The following is a 16,143-nucleotide window of genomic DNA, read 5'->3' as shown; positions in this document are numbered from 1 at the left end:
GTTTCTCGACGTGGTCAACGCTAGGCGGGCGGCGCGGCGGCGACGATCCCGCCAGCTCGACGACAGTGGTACAGCAGGCTGTACCTTCCGCGCCGGGCGTTGCTGGGCTGTGCCCGCGGTGGCCTATGTTGGCGGAGGAGGTGGGGTCGATGGCGTACGTGCAGGCCCAGGTTCGCGCCTCGGTCAACGCCCTGGAGCACCTTGTCGGGGGCCTGGGCACCGCCACGCTGGCGCTGGGCGCGCTGCTCTGGGCGGCGACCGTGGCGGTCACCTGCCTGGCCAGGGTGGGGCTGCTGGCGGCGCCTGGTGCGTTGCGAGCGGTGCGCTCGGTGGCCGACCGCGAGCGCGCCCGGCTGTCCCGCCGGGGCGAGCCGATCCCCACCCCGGGGCCGGTGCCGGCCGGGTTGCGGACGGCGGCGCGCGATCCCTTCGTGCGCCGGGAGCTCGGCTGGGTCGCGCTGTACTCGCTCATCGGCCTGGTGACCGGGCTGGTCGGCCTCGCGCTGCCACTCTATGCCGTGCAGGACGTCACATTCCCGCTGTGGTACCGGCTGCTCCCTGCCGACGCCGGCGCGCCGGGGATCGTCTGGTGGCGCATCGACGGACTGTCCGAGGCACTCGCGGTCGGGTTGCTCGGGGTGGGCTGGCTGGCCGCCGCGATCTGGTTCAGCCCGGCGCTGGCCCGTCTCCAGGCATGGCCGGGCCGGTGGCTGCTGCCCCCGCCGCCGGGTGTCGACCTGTCGCTGCGGGTGGCCGAGCTGACCGCCACCCGCGCCGCGGCGCTCGACGCCCACGCTGTCGAACTGCGCCGGATCGAGCGGTCGCTGCACGACGGCACCCAGAACCGGTTGGTCGCCGTCAACGTGTTGCTGGGCGCCGCGCGGCGGGCCCTGCGCCGCAATCCGGACCGCGCCGACGAGATCCTCGGGCAGGCGCAGGACGCTGCCGAACAGGCACTCGGCGAGCTGCGTACGGTGGTGCGTGGAATCCTGCCGCCCGTGCTGGATGACCGGGGTCTCGTCGGCGCGCTGGCGGGCCTGGCCGGCAGCAGCGTGGTGCCCTGCCGACTTGAGGTGGACGTGGCTGTGCGGTGCGCGGCCTCGGTCGAGGCCACCGCGTACTTCGTGGTGGCCGAGGCGCTGACAAACGTCGTCCGGCACAGCGGTGCGAGCCAGGTGGACGTGGCCGTGCGCCGCGAGCGCGCCCGGCTGCTGGTGAGCATCGAGGACGACGGGCACGGCGACGCGGACGAGACACGTGGCTCCGGGCTCACCGGTATCCGCCGGCGGGTCGAGGCGTACGACGGCCGGATGACACTGACGAGCCCACCGGGAGGGCCGACGAGAATGGACGTGGAGCTGCCATGCGGATCGTGATCGCCGAGGACGACGCGCTGCTGCGTGAGGGGTTGGCGCTGCTGCTGCGGGCGGAGGATCTGGACGTGGTCGCCACGGCCGGTACCCCGGGCGAGTTCCTGGTCGCCGTCGACGAACACGCGCCGGACGTCGCGATCGTGGACGTACGGATGCCGCCGACCCACACCGACGAGGGCATCGTGGCCGCGGTGGAGGCCCGGCGGCGCCGCCCCGGCCTCGCGGTGCTGGTCCTGTCGGCGTACGTGGAGCAGGCCTTCGCGACCGACCTGTTCTCGGTCGGCGCCGCCGGGCTCGGTTATCTGTTGAAGGAGCGGGTGGGCCGGGTCGAGGAGTTCCTCGCCGCGCTTCACCGCGTCGCTGACGGCGGCAGCGTGATCGACCCGGAGGTGGTGGCACAGTTGCTCGCCCGCAACCGCCGGACGGACACGGCACTGAGCGAGCTGTCGCCGCGTGAGCGTGAGGTGCTGGGGCTGATGGCCGAAGGGCTTGGCAACGGCGCGATCGCCGAGCGGCTGTTCGTCACCGACGGCGCGGTGCACAAGCACATCCGCAGCATCTTCTCGAAGCTTCAGCTTCCACCGGACGACCGTGCCGACCGCCGGGTCACCGCGGTGCTGCGCTACCTGAACGGCGATCGGCGGTAGCGCCTGCTGTACCCCGGACCTGGCAGCCCGCGGGATGGTCGCCGTTCTCCCACGTCAATAGCGTTTCTGGTGCGCGCAGTTCTTGCCGCTGACACGGAAAGAGGCCACCAGAATGCCGGACTATCCGGGACAGACCATCGAGCCGGCGGTACGCGTCGAACAACTCACCCGTGTCTACGGCGCCGGCCGTAACCAGGTGACTGCGCTTGCCGGCATCGATGTCGACTTCGACCGGGGCACCTTCACCGCGGTGATGGGGCCCTCGGGGTCCGGCAAGAGCACGCTGCTGCAGACTGCGGCCGGGCTTGACCGGCCCACCTCCGGTCGGGTGGTCATCGGAGGCACCGACCTGTCCGGGCTGTCCGAGACCCGCCTGACCGAGCTGCGTCGTACCCGGATCGGGTTCGTCTTCCAGGCGTTCAACCTGATCGGCGCGCTCACCGTCGAGGAGAACATCGTGCTGCCCCTGCGCCTGGCCGGCGTCCGTCCGGACCGGGCCTGGCTGACCCGGGTGGTCGAGCGGGTCGGCCTCACCGACCGACTGCACCACCGGCCGGCCGCGCTCTCCGGCGGCCAGCAGCAGCGGGTGGCGATCGCCCGGGCGTTGGCCGCCCGCCCCGAGGTGATCTTCTCGGACGAGCCCACCGGCGCCCTCGACTCGCGGACCGCGGCGGAGGTGCTGACGCTGCTGCGCGCGGTCGTTGACGAACACGGGCTGACCGTGGTGATGGTGACCCACGATCCGATCGCCGCGTCGTACGCGGACCGCGTGCTCGTGTTGGCCGACGGTGCGATCGTCGCCGACCTTCCGCAGCTCGGAGCCGCCCGTATCGCCGAGCACCTGGCGTCGCTGGATCGGCGGGTCCTCGCATGACCGGGCTCGCCGCCCGCCTGCTGCGGCACCGCGCCGGCCCCGCCGCCGCGACCCTGCTGGCCCTGATCGTCGGCGTGCTGATCCTGGTGGCGATGGGCACCGTCGTCGAGTCCGGGCTGCGTTTCCGCGCGGAGCCACGGCTCTGGGCCGCGGCCGACGTGGTCGTCGCCAACCGCACGGTCAGCCACACGTTCACCGAGTTCGGCGAAACCACCACGAGCACCGTCACGCTGCCCGAGGGCGGCACGGTGGACGCGGCCCTGGTGGACCGGATCCGCCAGGTGCCGGGCGTCGCGGCCGTCACCGGCGACGAAAGGGTGGTGATCGGCTCACCCGCTGCAGTGGGACGCGGCTGGGACACGTACACCTTCACCGGTCGTCCCATCGCCGCGGGTGCCGCGCCACGCGCCGACGACGAGGTGCTTGTCGACACCCGGCTCGGCGTGGCACCCGGTGACCGCATCGACCTGGTCGTCGGCGGGGTCAGACAGTCGTACCGGGTGAGCGGAACCGCCGAGACCGGTTCTGCGGAGGTGTTCTTCACCGACGCGCAGGCCGCCAGGTTGTCCGCCCACCCGGGCCGGGTGGATGCGATCGGCGTGCGGATGGTGCCCGGCGCCGACGTCGGCGAGGTACGCGAGATCGCGTCGGCGGCCGGCGCCACGACGTACGCCGGGAAGGACCGTGGGAACGCCGAGCAGTCGGAGAACCAGGCCGCCCGGACGTTGCTGGTCGAGGCCGGGTTGGCTTTCGGGGGGTACGTCGTCCTGCTGATCGCCTTCGTGGTGGCCGGCACCATCGGGCTGTCCGTCCGGCACCGTCGACGTGACCTGGCGTTGCTGCGCGCGGTCGCGGCCACGCCGGGGCAGGTGCGCCGCATGCTGATCGCCGAGGCCGCCCTGCTCGCCCTGGTCGGCTCTGCGATCGGCGGCCCGGCCGGCCTGCTGGCGGCCCGCTGGGTCCACGGCGAGCTGGTCGGGCGGGGGTTCGTGCCGGCCGGCTTCCCGATGGCCGGCGGCCTGTTCGCGGTGCCGGCCGCGGTCGGTACGGCGGTCCTCGTGGCGGTGCTCGCCGCGTTGGTCGCCGCACGCCGGGTCACCGGGATCAAGCCGATCGAGGCGCTCGGCGAGATCGCTGTCGAGCCTCGGCGTAGCGGCCGGGTGCGACTGATCGCCGGCGTGCTGACGCTGGCGGCGGCCGGCACCTCCGGGGCGTTCACGCTCGGTGTCGCCGGGTCGACCGGGGCGCTGGCCGGTGCGGTCGGCATGCTGTACCTGTTCGTCATCGCGGTGGCGCTGCTCGCACCGATGATCAACGCGTACGCGGCTCGGCTGCTCACACCGTTGTTGCAGCGGATATGGCGGGTCAGCGGCTACCTGGCTGCGGCCAACCTGCGGGCCAACGCGCAGGGCATGGCGACAGTCCTGACCGCCCTCGTGCTGTCCGTGGGCTTCGGCGGCTCGGTCTGGTTCCTACAGAACAACCTGGAACGGCAGACCACCACGCAGAGCAGCGCGGGAACCCTCGCCGAGCGGGTGCTTGTCGCTCCGGGTGGGCTGCCGGCGGACGCGGCGCGGGAGATCCGCGAGTTGGCCGGGGTGCAGGCGGCCACTGGTGTGCGCCGTACGCAGGTGGTGGTGCGGGCGCTCGGCGGAATCGAGCCGGTCAGCGCGCAGTCGGTCGACCCGGCGGGCATCACGTCGACGATGGACCTCGACGTGCGCGAGGGCAACCTGGCCGACCTCCGCGCGGGCACGGTCGCCCTGTCTGCGATACAGGCGTCCTCGTCCGGCTGGGACATCGGCGATCAGGCGAAGTTCTGGCTGGGCGACGGCACGCCTGTCACGTTGGACGTCATCGCGATCTACGGCCGTGGCCTCGGCTTCGGCGACGTCACGCTGGCCGCTGAGACGGTCGCCGGGCACATGGCCGGGAACACCAACGACGAGATCCTGGTCAGCGCCGGCCCGGAGGCCGATACCGCGTTGGCCACCTGGTCGGCTGGGCAGCCGGGCACCGAGGTTCTCGACGCCGCCACCCGCACGCGCCTGATCAGCACCGATCTGGCGCTCGGCGCCTGGCTGAACCGGCTGCTGATCGGCGTGATGGTGGGGTACGCGGCGCTGGCGGCGGCCACCACGATGGTGATGGCCGCGCTGGCCCGCCGCCGCGAGTTGGCGTTGCTGCAACTGGTCGGGGTCACCCGCCGTCAGATTCGGGGGATGGTCCGGGCCGAACAGGCTGGGCTGCTCGGCACCGCGGTGCTGATCGGCGCGACGATCGCGGCGCTGAGCCTGAGCGCGATCGTCAACGGACTGACCGGCAGCCCCATCCCGTACGTCCCGCCGCTCGGTGCGGTGGCGGTGCTCGGCGGCACGACGCTGCTGGCGTTGGCAACCACGGTGTGGCCCGTCCGAACTCTGCTCAGCGCCTCTCCGATCGACAACATCGGTGTGAAGGAGTAGGCGTCGCGGCTCGAATATCGGCGACCGCGCCGCCTCCGCGGACACCGCTGAGGCGGCACGGTCGCCCTGGCGTCCCCGCTACGGGGATCACCGTCGCCGGCCCGGGCACGACGAACCCGCCCTGGTGGGAGTGTCAGACCGTCACGTCGCCGCGTACGAGCGCCTTCGCGACGACGGTCCGCAGGATGTCGTTCGTGCCCTCGCCGATGCTCATCAGGATCGAGTCCCGGTAGAGGCGCTCGACCTCGAACTCGGTGGAGTAGCCGTAGCCGCCGTGCACCTTCATCGCGTCGATCGCGGCATCGAGGGCCACCTCCGAGCAGAACACCTTGGCCATCCCGGTCTGCCCGTCGGCGCGACCGCGCCGGACCGCGTCGGCCGCCCAGTACGCCATCAGGCGGGCGGCCTGGAGCTGGATCGCGATGGTGGCGAGCTTGAGCTGGATCGCCTGGAACTCGGCGATGTGCTTGCCGAACGCCTTGCGCTGCTGGGCGTAGGCCAGCGCCTCGTCGTGGGCGCGCTGCGCGATACCGACCGACCGGGCTGCGATGTTGACCCGGCCCCACTCCAGGGCGGACAACGCCTGCTTGAGGCCGACGCCCTCGACGCCGCCGAGCAACCGGTCCTTCGGTACCCGCACGTTGTCGAGGAGGATCTCGCAGGACTCGGTGCCCTTGTAGCCGAGCTTCGGGATGTCCCGCAGGACCTGGAAGCCCGGAAGCGTCGCGTCGACGAGCAGCACGCTCATGCCGGTGTGCGCGGGCGTGGCGTGCGGGTCGGTCTTGACCAGCACCGGCAGCGGGTCGGCGTGCCGCGCGTTGGTGATCCACATCTTGGTGCCGTTGACGACGTAGTGGTCGCCGTCGAGGCGGGCGGTGGTGCGGATGCCCTGCAGGTCGGTGCCGGCGTCCGGCTCGGTGAGGCCGATGCCGGTCCGCCGGGCGCCGGTGGCGAGGTCGGGCAGGTAGGCCTGCTTCTGCTCCTCGGTGCCGTGTATAGCGATCATCCGGCAGGCCAGGGAGTGGCTGCCGAGGATGCCGGCGATGCCCATCCAGCCGCGGGCGAGTTCCTCGAACACCAGCGCGAACGAGACCGGGTCGAGGTCGAGGCCGCCGTACTGTTCCGGCACGGTGATGCCGAACAGCCCCATCTCGGCCATCCCCCGCACGATCTCCGTCGGGTACCGCCCGGTTTGCTCCCACTCCCGCGCGACCGGGATGATCTCCCGGTCGACGAACGTGCGGAGCAGGGCGCGGAAGTCCTGCTGCTCCTCGGTGAGCGTGAAGTCCATGGGTAGCCTCCGTCAGCGGTGGAAGACCGGCAGCGCCCGGCCGTCGTCGAGGTCGAGCCAACCGACACGGACCGGGTCGCCGATCCGCCAGTCCTGCCCTTCGAGGGTGGACAGCACGAATGGTCCCTCGGCGAGCCGGATCCGGGCGATCGTGTAGGGCACGGCAGCCCCCGGCACGGGTGACCGGTGCACCACGGTGAACGTGTCCACGACGCCGTGGCCGGACGCCTCGACGAACCCGAGATCCACCATCGACGAGCAGGCGGCGCACAGCGCACGCGGCGGATGCTGGACGTGCCCGCAGGACCCGCAGGTCTGCAGCGTGTAGCGGTGCTCCCGGGTGGCGTCCCACCAGCCAGCCGTCACGTCGTCGGGCGGCGGTACGTGCATCACCGCACCCCCAACACGACCGTCGCGTGCGTGGACAGGATCCCGCCGGTGCCGTGCGCCACGGCCACCCGGGCGTCGGGCACCTGCCGGGCTCCCGCCTCGCCGCGCAGTTGGCGGACCGCCTCCACCAGCAGCAGCACCCCGTACTGACCGGGATGGCAGTACGACAGGCCACCGCCGGAGGTGTCCAGCGCCAGCTCACCGCCGGGGCGGATCCGGCCGTCCTGGATGAAGTCGAGCACCTCCCCCGGTCCGCAGAAGCCCAGCGCCTCGATGCTGAGCGCGGCGGTGATGGTGAACGAGTCGTACACCTCCAGCACGTCCACGTCAGCCGGTGTGATGCCGGCCCGGGCGAACGCCTCCCGGCCGGACTCGCGCGCGCCGGTGACCGTCAGGTCCTCGACCGCGGTCATCGACGTGTTCGTCGACCGTTCGCCGTACCCGAGGACCCGTACCGGCGGGTGCCGCAGGTCGCGGGCCCGGTCGAGCGTGGTGAGCACGACCGCCCCGCCACCGTCGGTCACCAGGCAGCAGTCGGCGACGGTCAGCGGGCTGGAGACCATCGGCGCGCCGAGCACGTCGTCGACGGTCAGCGGCCCGGCGCCGTAGCGGAACGCGGCCGGGTTGAGCAGCGCCCACTCCCTGGCGGCGACCGCGATCTCGGCCAGCTTCTCCCGCGTGCCGCCGTACCGGTGGAAGTACTGCTGCGCCGCCATCGCGTAGTACGACAGCGGGTACAACGGGCCGTACGGCGCCTCGAACTGGGCCTCCGGGGTGTGCTCCTCGACGATCCCGCCAAGGCTGCGCGAGCGCGCGGAGCGCTGGTTCGACGCGAAGCTGATGACCACGGTGGAAGCCTGGCCGGCGTCGATCGCCTGCGTGGCGCGGGCGACCATCATCTCGGCGGCCGACCCGCCGACGAACGTCGAGTCGACCCAGCGGGGCTGCTGCCCGAGATACTCGGCGAGCTGTGTGGTGGAGAAGCGGGAAACTCCGGTGGTGGCCAGTCCGTCGACGTCGGCGAGGGTGAGCCCGGCGTCGGCGAGCGCCCGTGTGACGGCCTGGGTCTGAAGCGTGAGCGTGGACTTCCCGGTGCTGCCGAGGTCGCACTCGGCCGCACCGACGATCGCGACGCCGGTCACCGGGCGCCCGGCCCGTCGGCCGTGCCCAGCAGGACCGTCGCGTGGGCAGGGCGGGCGGCGGGCCGTTGCGGGCCATACTCGCTGGCCAGGATCGTGGCGGAGAGGTCCACCCGGACGCGGTCGGCACCGACCTCGACCACGGTCGCCTCGCACCGCACGGTCTCCCCGGCGAACATCAGGTTGCGGAACGTGAACGACAGCTCGTGCACGAAGCAGCGCGGGCCGAGCGCGTCCTGCAGCAGCTCGACGAAGAGCGCCCCGAACACCTGCCCGTCCACGACCGGGCCCGGGACCCGCGCGGCGGCCACGAACTCGGGGTCGAAGTGCAGGCGGTACCAGTCCCAGGTGGCACCGGCGTAGGCGACCATGTCGGTGAGCGTGATGGTGCGCTCCAGCGTGGGCAGCGCAGCCCCGACGTTCGGTGGCACCCGAGGTGTCATGCGGCACCGTCCAGGCTGACCAGGATGATCGTCTCCTCGTTGACGGCGAGCAGCTCGCCGTCCTGGTTGGTGTACGTCGCGCGCGAGGAGACCACGAGCATGTCCGCGCCGGTGCGGGTCTGCTTCTCGGTCAGGTCGTGGATCTCCCAGGTCGCGGTGATGACGTCGTCGGGGCGTACCCGGCGGTGGAACGTGTAGCTGTTGCCGCCGCGGACCTGGCGGGTACCGGGGAGGTCGAGCTGCCAGGAGTGCCCGGCATAGCCGTCGCTGTCCATCGGGAGGTTCGCGTACTGGTTGGTCTCGCAGATGAGCGTCGGTGGGGCGGTCACGCCCGGCAGGCCCTGCGCGCGGGCGAACTCGGGGTCGGAGTAGAGCGGGTTGTCGTCGCCGACGGCCATGCCGAAGTACCGGCCGGCCGCGGCGCCGAGCGGTTCGGGCGCGGTGTAGACCTTCCTCGTGCCCAGCAGCGCGCGCAGTTCGTCGGTCAGCAGGCTCACGTCGTCTCCTCCGCTCCGCTGATGTTCGGATACACCGCCGTCGGGAACACCTCGAACAGGAACTCGGGGCGCAGCAGGGCCTTGCAGATCGCCCCGGTCGACGCCGGCCAGGGCGGGCTGAGCAGCCGTTCCCGCACGCCGGCCACGCCCCGGTACGCCGGCAGCGCGGATTCGACGCAGTATTCGGTCGTCTCCAGCAGGTGCTCCGGTCCGAGGCCGGCGTGGCGCAGCAGGTGCAGGATCGCGCCGTACGTCGCCTCGGCCTGCGCCACGATGTCGTCGGGGTGCAGGGCCTGCTGCGTCTGCATGTCCAGCGCCGCGAACCCGGACATGTACAGGGTCCGGCCGGCCCTGACCCCGGGGGCGTAGGTGAGCGTGTCGTAGCGGGACCAGCCGGGGTTGACCAGCTCCAACCGGTGTCGGGAGGCGGTGACGTCGATCGCGACGAGCGCGTCCGGGTGGTGCAGCCGGCTCATCAGGATGCCGCCCGCGCCCGGGTAGACACCGGCGCCGCCGAGACGTTCCCGCCGCACGCGGTGCGTCCGGCGGTACACGTCGCGGGTCTCCGGCGTCGAGTAGTCGTAGGTCGTGACGACCGCGTCGAGGGACAGCCCGACCGCCGTGAGCAGGTCGCCCGCCCGGTCCAGGCAGTAGGCGTACTGCGCGGCGAAGTCCCCCGGGTGGACCACGGCGCCGGTGGCGTCGACCGGGAGCATCGTCGGTAGGTACACCGCGCCGTCGTGGCCGGTCCGCACGGCGGAGGCCTGCCAGGTGCCGGCCGGCCGGGGTTCGCTGGCGGCCAGCACCTCGCCGCCGCCGCGGACCGCGTGCAGCTCGACCTCCAGCAGCGCGGTACGCCGCACGAGCCGCTCGACGACGACCGTCCGCAGCACGGGCTCGTGGTCGCCGAAGACCTCCCACCGGACCGCTGCGGCCGCCTCGTACTCGGCGAGCCCGGCGACCGTCACGTTCTCGGTGACCCGGGTGACGTCCTGCGGCCCGAACCCGGCGGCCGCCAGGATCGTCAGCACCTTCTCGTACGCGGTGCGCGCCTGCGCCGCCATGTCCCCGGTGACCGTCATCCTGCCGACGGCCTCGTCGAACGCGGCGGAGGTGTGGCCGGAGGTCCAGGCCGCGTCGCCCTCGGCGAGGCCGAGGCAGAACGTGAAGCCGTCGTACGGGAACCAGCGGAAGGAGGGCGGTTTGATGGCGTGTGGTGTCACGGGCGGTCCCTGCCTGTACCGGCGGCGGCCAGCGCCGCCATGAGCGGTTCGATGGTGTCCAGCTCGTCGAGACGGGACAGCAGGTCGACGACGTCTGTGGTGTCGCCACCGGCGTTGCGGTGGAACTTCGCGACGAGCTGCTCGTCGGTCAGCGGGTTGTCCGGGCCGCCCGCGCTGCGTGGCACGCTGCCGGGAACGGCCGAGCCGTCGACGAGCGTGATGCGGGCGGTGCCGGGCGCGTCGGCTGCGGGGCCGCCGGTGGGGGCAACGTGCCAACGCACCAGCCGGGCAACGCGTTCTACCTCGGGTCGGCCGAGCGAGTCCGGCTCGTACGTTGCGGTGGTCAGGTCACCGTCGACGACGGCGGCGGCGATGCTCCACGGCAGCGAGAACTTCGCCGCGTACGGCGACGCCGGTCGCGCCAGGTCCCGCCGTGTGTCGCAGACCGTGGGCACCGAGTCGGGGTGCACGTCGACGTCGATCGCGGCGACGTCGCCGGAACGGACACCGCCGCGGCGCACCGCGTCGCGGACCGCGTCGATCGCGGCGTGGGAGAGTTGGCACGCCGGGTACGGCTTGATGCCGATCCGGGTGGTCTCCCAGCGTGTGCCGAGCTCGGCGGTGATGGACGCGAGGTCGACCGCGCCGGCGGCCAGTGCGTCGTAGACACCGTGCGGGCCGTCGAGGACGTTCGCCGGGCCGCCGGCCCCGGCCGCGGCCAGCCGGGCGGCGAGGATGCCGGCGTGCCCGGCGAATCCCGGGTGCAGCTGCTTGGTCGAGGCTCCACTGTGCAGGAACGCGAGGAGCCCGCCGGCCTGGCTGCCGGCGATGCCGAGCGCGTCGGTCGTCCGCGCGGCGTCGAGGCCGAGCAGCCGGGACGCGACGATCGCCGAGGAGAACACGCCGGCCACCATCGTGGCGTGCAGCCCGCGGGCGTGGAAGCCGTGCGACGCGGCGGCGGCGACCCGGCACACGGTTTCGTAGCCGATGACGGCGGCCTCGAGCACGGCCCGGCCGGGCGCGCCGACCTGCTCGCCGACGGCGAACGCGGCCGGCAGCACCACGGCTGTGGCGTGCACGAGGCCGCCAGCGTGGGTGTCGTCGAAGTCCAGTGCGTGCACGAGGGTGCCGTTGGCGAGCGCGGCGGCCGGCGCACCGACCCGGCCCCGCGACCCGATGATCGTCGCCTCCGGCGGCCCGCCGAGTTCCCGGGCGACGACGACGGCCGGTATCGGCGACGGCCCACCGGTCTCCCCCGTCACCGGGCTGGCGCGCAGCCCACCCAGCGCCGTTCCGACCCCGTCGAGCAGGTGCCGCAGCGCTGCGGCCCGGACCGCGGCCGGCACTTCGACGTGGCCCGTGCCCCACTCGGCAAGCTCCTCGGCGATCATCGTGACGTGGCTGTTGTGTCGAGGCTGTCAGGGGTGTCGGGGGTGTTCGCGCCGTGTGCCGGCTCGGCATCGCCGAACGCGCCGGCCGCCCGCAGCGCGACCACCTGAGACGCGTCCAGGCCCAGGATCTCCTCGGTGACGAGTGCGAGGTCCTCGTTGCGCTGCGGTGCCCGGCGGTAGGTGGGCGTCTCGTCGCCGACCCGCACCGGGGACGCGAGCTGCCGTACCTCGCCGTAACGGGGGTGGTCGGTGGTGACCACGAGGTTCCGGGCGGCGGTGTGCTCGTCCACCAGGGCCGCGCCGACGTCGTTGATCGGGCCGCACGGGATCGACCCGGCGTAGAGCTGCGTGAGCCAGTCGTCGACGGTCTTCTGCCGGAAGATCGCCTCCAACCGGGGCACCAGGTCGGCGCTGTGCTCCCGCCGTCCGGCGAAGGTCGCGTACGGCGAGCCGGCCTCGGCCCACTCCGGGTGGCCGACGATCTGGCACAGCCGGGCCCAGAACTTCTCCTTCGCGCAGCCGACGACCATCCAGCCGTCCTTGGCCTCGAACGCCTGGAACGGCACGAGCGACGGGTGGGCCGAGTGGTGTGTGCGGACCGGCTGGAACCCGGCGTTCAGGTGCCACGTCGCGGGATAGGTCAGCATCGACACCGCGGTGTCGTAGAGGCTGACGTCGCAGTCCATCCCGACGCCGTCGCGGCGGGCGGCGTGCACCCCGGCCAGCAGCGAGATCGCGGCCACGAAGCCGCCCGAGTAGTCCACCAGTGACAGTCCGGACTTGGTGGGCGGTCCGTCCGGCTCACCGGTCAGCTCCATCCAGCCGGCGAGACCCTGCAACACGTAGTCGTAGCCGGGTTCCTGCTTGCGGGGCCCGGTCATCCCGAACCCGGTCAGCGACACGCACACGATGCGCGGGTTGAGGTGCTTGAGGTCGTCGTACCGGATGCGCAGCTTCTCCGGCACGTCCCCGCGCAGGTTGGAGTAGACGACGTCGGAGACCGCGACGAGTTGCTCGAAGACGCCGCGCCCGGCGGCGGTGTTCAGGTCGAGGGAGATGCTGCGCTTGTTGCGGTTGAACGTCTCGAAGAAGAGCGAGTCCTCGTCCTCGGCGTACGGCGGCACGTACCGGCCGACGTCGCCGCCGGCCTGCGGGTCCTCGATCTTGATGACCTGGGCGCCGAGGTCGGCCAGGTGCACGCTGCCGAACGGCCCGGCGCCGTACTGCTCGACCGCGATGATGCGCAGGTCCTCCAGCGGTCTCATGTGGACGCTCCCGTCAGCTCGCCGATCAGCGCGATGATCTCGTCCTGGGCTGCGCGGATCTCGGCGACCGGCAGCCCGTGGGTCGGCGGGCTCAGCTTCACGGTGTCGGCGATGCCGTCATAGGCCGCGATCCGGGCGGCGACGTCGTCGCGGGTGCCGGCCATGGTGAGCGCGTCGACCATCCGGTCGCTGACGCTGCCCGCGAGGTGGTCCGCTCCGGCACCGGCCCGGAACGCGTCGATGACGGCCTGCTGGTCCTCGGCGAGGCCGTGGAACGCGAAGAAGTCGGCGTAGGTGCGGACCGTGGCGTAGAAGCCGACCACACCGGCGGCGCGGCGGCGGGCGAGCGCGGGGTCGGCGGCTACCGAGCAGCACGCGGAGACGACGACGTCGACGTCGTGGCGCGTCTTGCCGTCCGCGCGGTCGATGCCGAGCGTGAGGTCGGGCAGGATGTGCTCCCGCAGGTACCCCGGTGAGCACAGCTCGTGGCTGATCCAGCCGTCGCCGATCTCGCCGGCCAGCCGGGTCATCAGCGGGCCCATCGCGGCCAGGTACACCGGGATCGGCCGCTCCGGAACGGCGTACGGCCGCTCGTAGCCGCGGATGTGCATCGGCTCGAACTCGCCGTCGGCCCGGATCTCGGCGCCGGTGGTGCAGGCGTCCCAGAACAGCCGGATGTTGTGGACCGTCTCGCGCAGGTGACCGACCGGCTTGCCGAACGGCACGTTGTGCCATTGCTCGTTGAGCCGGCGCACCCCGGAGCCGAGGCCGAGCACGAACCGGCCACCGGACAGCTCGTCCAGGTCGAGCGCCTCCAGCGCGGTGATCATCGGGCTGCGGGTGAACGCCAGGATGATCGAGGTGCCGATCCGTGCGGTCGACGTCGCCCCGGCCAGGGCCGCGGCGGTGCCGGTCGCGCTCCGGTGCAGCTCCGAGGCCCACAGCACCTCGGCGCCCGCGCGTTCCGCCCGGCGCCCGGCGTCGGCCAACTCCGCGAGCGTCTCCCCCCACGGCTGGTACGTGAGCCTCATGCCGTTTCCTTGCTGTCGCCGTCGAGGGAGAGTGGGGACTTCCCCACCGGGAAGAGGTTTTCCAGCTGTTCGGCGCCCCGGCGGTACACATAGAACGTGCGCTTGAAGGAGCAGACCTCGTCGCCGTGCTGGTTCAGCGTGCGGGTGCGCACCGTGACGATGCCGGCATGCGGGCGGGACGCGGACTCGCGCTTGGCCAGCACGAGTGACTCGCTGTAGAGCGTGTCACCGGCGAACACCGGGTGGGTCATCCGGATCTCGTCCCAGCCGAGGTTCGCGAACGCGTTCTGGGTGAGGTCGGTGACGCTCTGCCCGACCGCGATGGCCACCGTGAGTGTCGACACCACGAGCGGCTTGCCGAACTCCGACCGTGCGGCGTACTCGGCGTTGAAGTGCATCTCGTTGGTGTTCATGGTCAGCAGCGTGAACCAGGTGTTGTCGGTCTCCGTGACGGTGCGTCCCAGGGGATGCTGGTAGACGTCTCCGATCTCGAAGTCCTCGAAGAACCGCCCGGTCCAGCCTTGCTTGAGCCCCATCAGCCAATCTCCTTCTGACAACGCGCGAGGTACCCGTCGCGGATCATCCGCTTGAGGATCTTGCCGCTCGGATTGCGCGGCAACGCGTCGACGACGTGCCACTCGCGGGGCACCTTGTAGCGCGCCACGTGCTGCCGGACGTGGCCCTCCAGGGCTCCGACGTCGATCCGCGTCCCCGGGCGGCCCACCACGAACGCGGCGATGCGCTCGCCGTACACCTCGTCGGGCACGCCGATGACGGCGACCTCGTCGACCGGCTGGTGGCGGGCGATGACCTCCTCGATCTCGCGCGGGAAGATGTTCACCCCGCCCGCGATGATCATGTCGTTCTTCCGGTCGAAGATGGTGATGAAGCCCTCCTCATCGCGCACGGCCACGTCGCCGACGGAGAAGAACCCGTCGGCGTCGTATCCGGCCCGGGTGGCCTCCTCGTCGTCGAGGTACCCGGCCAGCAGCAGCGGCGAGCGGGCGAACAGCTCGCCGGGCTCACCCGGGGAGACCTCGTTGCCGTCGTCGTCCTTGAGCCGGATCTCGTTCCAGAACCAGGGATGCCCGACACTGCCGGCCCGTTCCAGGGCGAACTCGGGGCGCAGGTTGGTGACGATGGAGCACTCGGTCGAGCCGTACAGCTCGTGCACGTCGACGCCGGGGAACGCGGCGATCACCCACTCCTTCAGCGCGACCGGCAACGCGGCGGCGTTGAAGTAGAGCGTCCGCAGCGCCGACAGGTCGTACCGGGCGGCCGGCTCCTCGCAGAACCGGCGGAGGTGCTGGGCGTGCGTGGGCACCAGGAACACCGTGGAGGCGCGACTGGAGGCCATCAGGTCCAACAGCCGCTCCGGATCCCAGGTCGGCAGCACGCTGCACGAGCCGCCGAGCATCGGGGCGGTGTAGGCGAACGCGAACCCCGCGCCGTGGTACATCGGTGCGACGGCGATCGTGCTGCGGTTGGGGCCGAGCCCGTAGTCCAGCCCGACTCCGAACGCGGTGAGGACCCGTCCCCGGTGGGTCAGCAGGACGCCCTTGGGCCGCCCGGTCGTGCCGGAGGTGTAGGTGATGCAGAACGGGTCGAGTTCGTTGACGGGGACCTGCGGATCGACCGCGCGGCCCTGTCCCAGGAACGTCTCGTACCGCTGGCCGACCTCGCCGGCGAAGCTGAGCACGAGCGGCAGGTCGTCGAGCAGGCCGTCGACGTTGCCGGCCAGCTCGTCGGCCAGGATGATCCCCCTCGCCCGGGAGTGGGCGAGGATGTAGGCGTTGTCCGAGCTGTTGTTCTTCGTGTTCAGCGGCACGGTCGGGATGCCGGCCTTGGCCATCGCCGCCGATATCTCGAAGTACTCGTAGCGGTTGTTGCTCAGCACCGCGATCCGCTCACCGGGGGCGATGCCGTGCGCGAGCGTCGCGGACGCGAGCCGGTTGGAGCGCTCGTCGAGCGCGCCGAACGTCACGACGTGGTCACCGTCGACGACCGCGACCCGGCCCGGCGTGGCCCGGCCGAACTCGCGGATCCCGGCGGCCATGTTGAGCTGCACACCCTTCACCCGATGCCGTCCTTTCCCTGAGTCATTGATGTGCATG

Annotated in this window: 15 protein-coding genes; 4 read left to right on the top strand and 11 right to left on the bottom strand. The window is 72.1% G+C overall.

All coding sequences use genetic code 11. The features are described 5' to 3' along the window. The first annotated feature begins 149 nt into the window (after positions 1-149). The 4 genes from ABZ780_RS01135 to ABZ780_RS01120 all read left to right on the top strand — a co-directional run bounded on the left by ABZ780_RS01135 (position 150) and on the right by ABZ780_RS01120 (position 5,359). The gene (locus ABZ780_RS01135) at positions 150-1,376 is read left to right on the top strand and encodes a sensor domain-containing protein (RefSeq protein ID WP_357482906.1); all 1,227 of its coding nucleotides are present in this window, start codon (positions 150-152) and stop codon (positions 1,374-1,376) included. Beyond that, on the top strand, positions 1,364-2,020 hold the full coding sequence (locus tag ABZ780_RS01130) for a response regulator transcription factor (protein WP_356998883.1): 657 nt from the start codon (positions 1,364-1,366) through the stop codon (positions 2,018-2,020). The genes ABZ780_RS01135 and ABZ780_RS01130 overlap by 13 nt, the downstream gene beginning before the upstream one ends. Before the next feature lie 112 nt (positions 2,021-2,132). Further along, positions 2,133-2,894 carry an ABC transporter ATP-binding protein gene (locus ABZ780_RS01125; RefSeq protein WP_356998881.1) on the top strand — a complete coding sequence of 254 codons (762 nt, stop codon included), beginning with the start codon at positions 2,133-2,135 and terminating at the stop codon, positions 2,892-2,894. Beyond that, the gene (locus ABZ780_RS01120) at positions 2,891-5,359 is read left to right on the top strand and encodes an FtsX-like permease family protein (RefSeq protein WP_357482903.1); all 2,469 of its coding nucleotides are present in this window, start codon (positions 2,891-2,893) and stop codon (positions 5,357-5,359) included. Before ABZ780_RS01125 ends, ABZ780_RS01120 begins: the two co-directional genes overlap by 4 nt. 133 nt (positions 5,360-5,492) lie before the next feature. Here the strand turns inward: ABZ780_RS01120 and ABZ780_RS01115 are convergent, their stop codons facing one another. Genes ABZ780_RS01115 through ABZ780_RS01065 form a run of 11 tightly spaced genes read right to left on the bottom strand, consistent with a single transcriptional unit; the run spans position 5,493 to position 16,106 of the window. Continuing rightward, a complete protein-coding gene (locus ABZ780_RS01115) occupies positions 5,493-6,650 on the bottom strand; it encodes an acyl-CoA dehydrogenase family protein (protein ID WP_357482900.1) in 1,158 nt (385 codons plus the stop codon). A gap of 12 nt (positions 6,651-6,662) precedes the next feature. Further along, positions 6,663-7,040: a Zn-ribbon domain-containing OB-fold protein gene (locus ABZ780_RS01110; protein ID WP_357482898.1), complete on the bottom strand. Its 378-nt coding sequence runs from the start codon at positions 7,038-7,040 to the stop codon at positions 6,663-6,665. Further along, on the bottom strand, positions 7,040-8,182 hold the full coding sequence (locus ABZ780_RS01105; RefSeq protein WP_357482895.1) for an acetyl-CoA acetyltransferase: 1,143 nt from the start codon (positions 8,180-8,182) through the stop codon (positions 7,040-7,042). The genes ABZ780_RS01110 and ABZ780_RS01105 overlap by 1 nt, the downstream gene beginning before the upstream one ends. Beyond that, a complete protein-coding gene (locus tag ABZ780_RS01100) occupies positions 8,179-8,622 on the bottom strand; it encodes a MaoC/PaaZ C-terminal domain-containing protein (protein ID WP_357482892.1) in 444 nt (147 codons plus the stop codon). The genes ABZ780_RS01105 and ABZ780_RS01100 overlap by 4 nt, the downstream gene beginning before the upstream one ends. Continuing rightward, complete coding sequence (locus tag ABZ780_RS01095; RefSeq protein WP_357482889.1) at positions 8,619-9,119, bottom strand: MaoC family dehydratase N-terminal domain-containing protein; 501 nt, start codon at positions 9,117-9,119, stop codon at positions 8,619-8,621. The genes ABZ780_RS01100 and ABZ780_RS01095 overlap by 4 nt, the downstream gene beginning before the upstream one ends. Beyond that, positions 9,116-10,342, bottom strand: a complete 1,227-nt coding sequence (locus tag ABZ780_RS01090; RefSeq protein ID WP_357482886.1) for a RidA family protein — start codon at positions 10,340-10,342, stop codon at positions 9,116-9,118. The genes ABZ780_RS01095 and ABZ780_RS01090 overlap by 4 nt, the downstream gene beginning before the upstream one ends. Next, positions 10,339-11,733, bottom strand: a complete 1,395-nt coding sequence (locus tag ABZ780_RS01085) for an MmgE/PrpD family protein (RefSeq protein ID WP_357482883.1) — start codon at positions 11,731-11,733, stop codon at positions 10,339-10,341. Before ABZ780_RS01085 ends, ABZ780_RS01090 begins: the two co-directional genes overlap by 4 nt. Next, a complete protein-coding gene (locus ABZ780_RS01080; RefSeq protein WP_356998858.1) occupies positions 11,730-12,998 on the bottom strand; it encodes a CoA transferase in 1,269 nt (422 codons plus the stop codon). The genes ABZ780_RS01085 and ABZ780_RS01080 overlap by 4 nt, the downstream gene beginning before the upstream one ends. After that, entirely contained in the window at positions 12,995-14,029 is a 1,035-nt protein-coding gene (locus tag ABZ780_RS01075) for an LLM class flavin-dependent oxidoreductase (RefSeq protein WP_357482880.1), read from the bottom strand. Before ABZ780_RS01075 ends, ABZ780_RS01080 begins: the two co-directional genes overlap by 4 nt. Continuing rightward, entirely contained in the window at positions 14,026-14,565 is a 540-nt protein-coding gene (locus ABZ780_RS01070; RefSeq protein ID WP_357482877.1) for a MaoC family dehydratase, read from the bottom strand. Before ABZ780_RS01070 ends, ABZ780_RS01075 begins: the two co-directional genes overlap by 4 nt. Then, positions 14,565-16,106, bottom strand: a complete 1,542-nt coding sequence (locus ABZ780_RS01065; RefSeq protein WP_357482874.1) for a class I adenylate-forming enzyme family protein — start codon at positions 16,104-16,106, stop codon at positions 14,565-14,567. The genes ABZ780_RS01070 and ABZ780_RS01065 overlap by 1 nt, the downstream gene beginning before the upstream one ends. Positions 16,107-16,143 lie beyond the last annotated feature (37 nt).

The organism is Micromonospora sp. NPDC047467 (genome assembly GCF_040643095.1).
Taxonomy (GTDB): domain Bacteria; phylum Actinomycetota; class Actinomycetes; order Mycobacteriales; family Micromonosporaceae; genus Micromonospora.
The sequence above is the reverse complement of the archived record's forward strand: the minus strand, read 5'-3'. Positions and strand labels throughout refer to the sequence as shown.

What these genes read in the sequence shown, in the direction of transcription:
- ABZ780_RS01135 (WP_357482906.1), top strand. Translation starts at nt 150, where the DNA reads ATGGCGTACGTGCAGGCCCAGGTTCGCGCCTCGGTCAACGCCCTGGAG.
- ABZ780_RS01130 (WP_356998883.1), top strand. Translation starts at nt 1,364, where the DNA reads ATGCGGATCGTGATCGCCGAGGACGACGCGCTGCTGCGTGAGGGGTTG.
- ABZ780_RS01125 (WP_356998881.1), top strand. Translation starts at nt 2,133, where the DNA reads ATGCCGGACTATCCGGGACAGACCATCGAGCCGGCGGTACGCGTCGAA.
- ABZ780_RS01120 (WP_357482903.1), top strand. Translation starts at nt 2,891, where the DNA reads ATGACCGGGCTCGCCGCCCGCCTGCTGCGGCACCGCGCCGGCCCCGCC.
- ABZ780_RS01115 (WP_357482900.1), bottom strand. Translation starts at nt 6,650, where the DNA reads ATGGACTTCACGCTCACCGAGGAGCAGCAGGACTTCCGCGCCCTGCTC.
- ABZ780_RS01110 (WP_357482898.1), bottom strand. Translation starts at nt 7,040, where the DNA reads ATGCACGTACCGCCGCCCGACGACGTGACGGCTGGCTGGTGGGACGCC.
- ABZ780_RS01100 (WP_357482892.1), bottom strand. Translation starts at nt 8,622, where the DNA reads ATGACACCTCGGGTGCCACCGAACGTCGGGGCTGCGCTGCCCACGCTG.
- ABZ780_RS01085 (WP_357482883.1), bottom strand. Translation starts at nt 11,733, where the DNA reads ATGATCGCCGAGGAGCTTGCCGAGTGGGGCACGGGCCACGTCGAAGTG.
- ABZ780_RS01080 (WP_356998858.1), bottom strand. Translation starts at nt 12,998, where the DNA reads ATGAGACCGCTGGAGGACCTGCGCATCATCGCGGTCGAGCAGTACGGC.
- ABZ780_RS01075 (WP_357482880.1), bottom strand. Translation starts at nt 14,029, where the DNA reads ATGAGGCTCACGTACCAGCCGTGGGGGGAGACGCTCGCGGAGTTGGCC.
- ABZ780_RS01070 (WP_357482877.1), bottom strand. Translation starts at nt 14,565, where the DNA reads ATGGGGCTCAAGCAAGGCTGGACCGGGCGGTTCTTCGAGGACTTCGAG.